General features: G+C 43.1%; 1 protein-coding gene. It reads left to right on the top strand.

Features of this window, described 5'->3' with window-relative positions; translation table 11 throughout:
- Window positions 1–260: replication initiation factor domain-containing protein (locus HMPREF0373_RS17835; RefSeq protein WP_021738766.1), on the top strand; the 260-nt coding region annotated here is incomplete at both ends.

The following is a 260-nucleotide window of genomic DNA, read 5'->3' as shown; positions in this document are numbered from 1 at the left end:
AAACGGGAATATATCGGAAAGTCCAGAAGTTACAAGTTTTACTTGTCGGGCGAGCTTATCAAGCATAGAGAGGACGACAGAGAATATATGGGGCGTACCCTTTATCTTGGTTCGCTGAAATCCGATGTGTATTTCTGTATCTATGAAAAGGACTATGAGCAGTACGTCAAGTTCGGGATACCGCTGGAAGAAGCCGATATTATCAACCGTTTTGAGATACGGCTACGGAATGAACGTGCCTATTATGCAGTACGAGATTT

It is taken from the genome of Eubacterium ramulus ATCC 29099, from assembly GCF_000469345.1.
Taxonomy (GTDB): Bacteria; Bacillota; Clostridia; order Lachnospirales; family Lachnospiraceae; genus Eubacterium_I; species Eubacterium_I ramulus.
The sequence above is the reverse complement of the archived record's forward strand: the minus strand, read 5'-3'. Positions and strand labels throughout refer to the sequence as shown.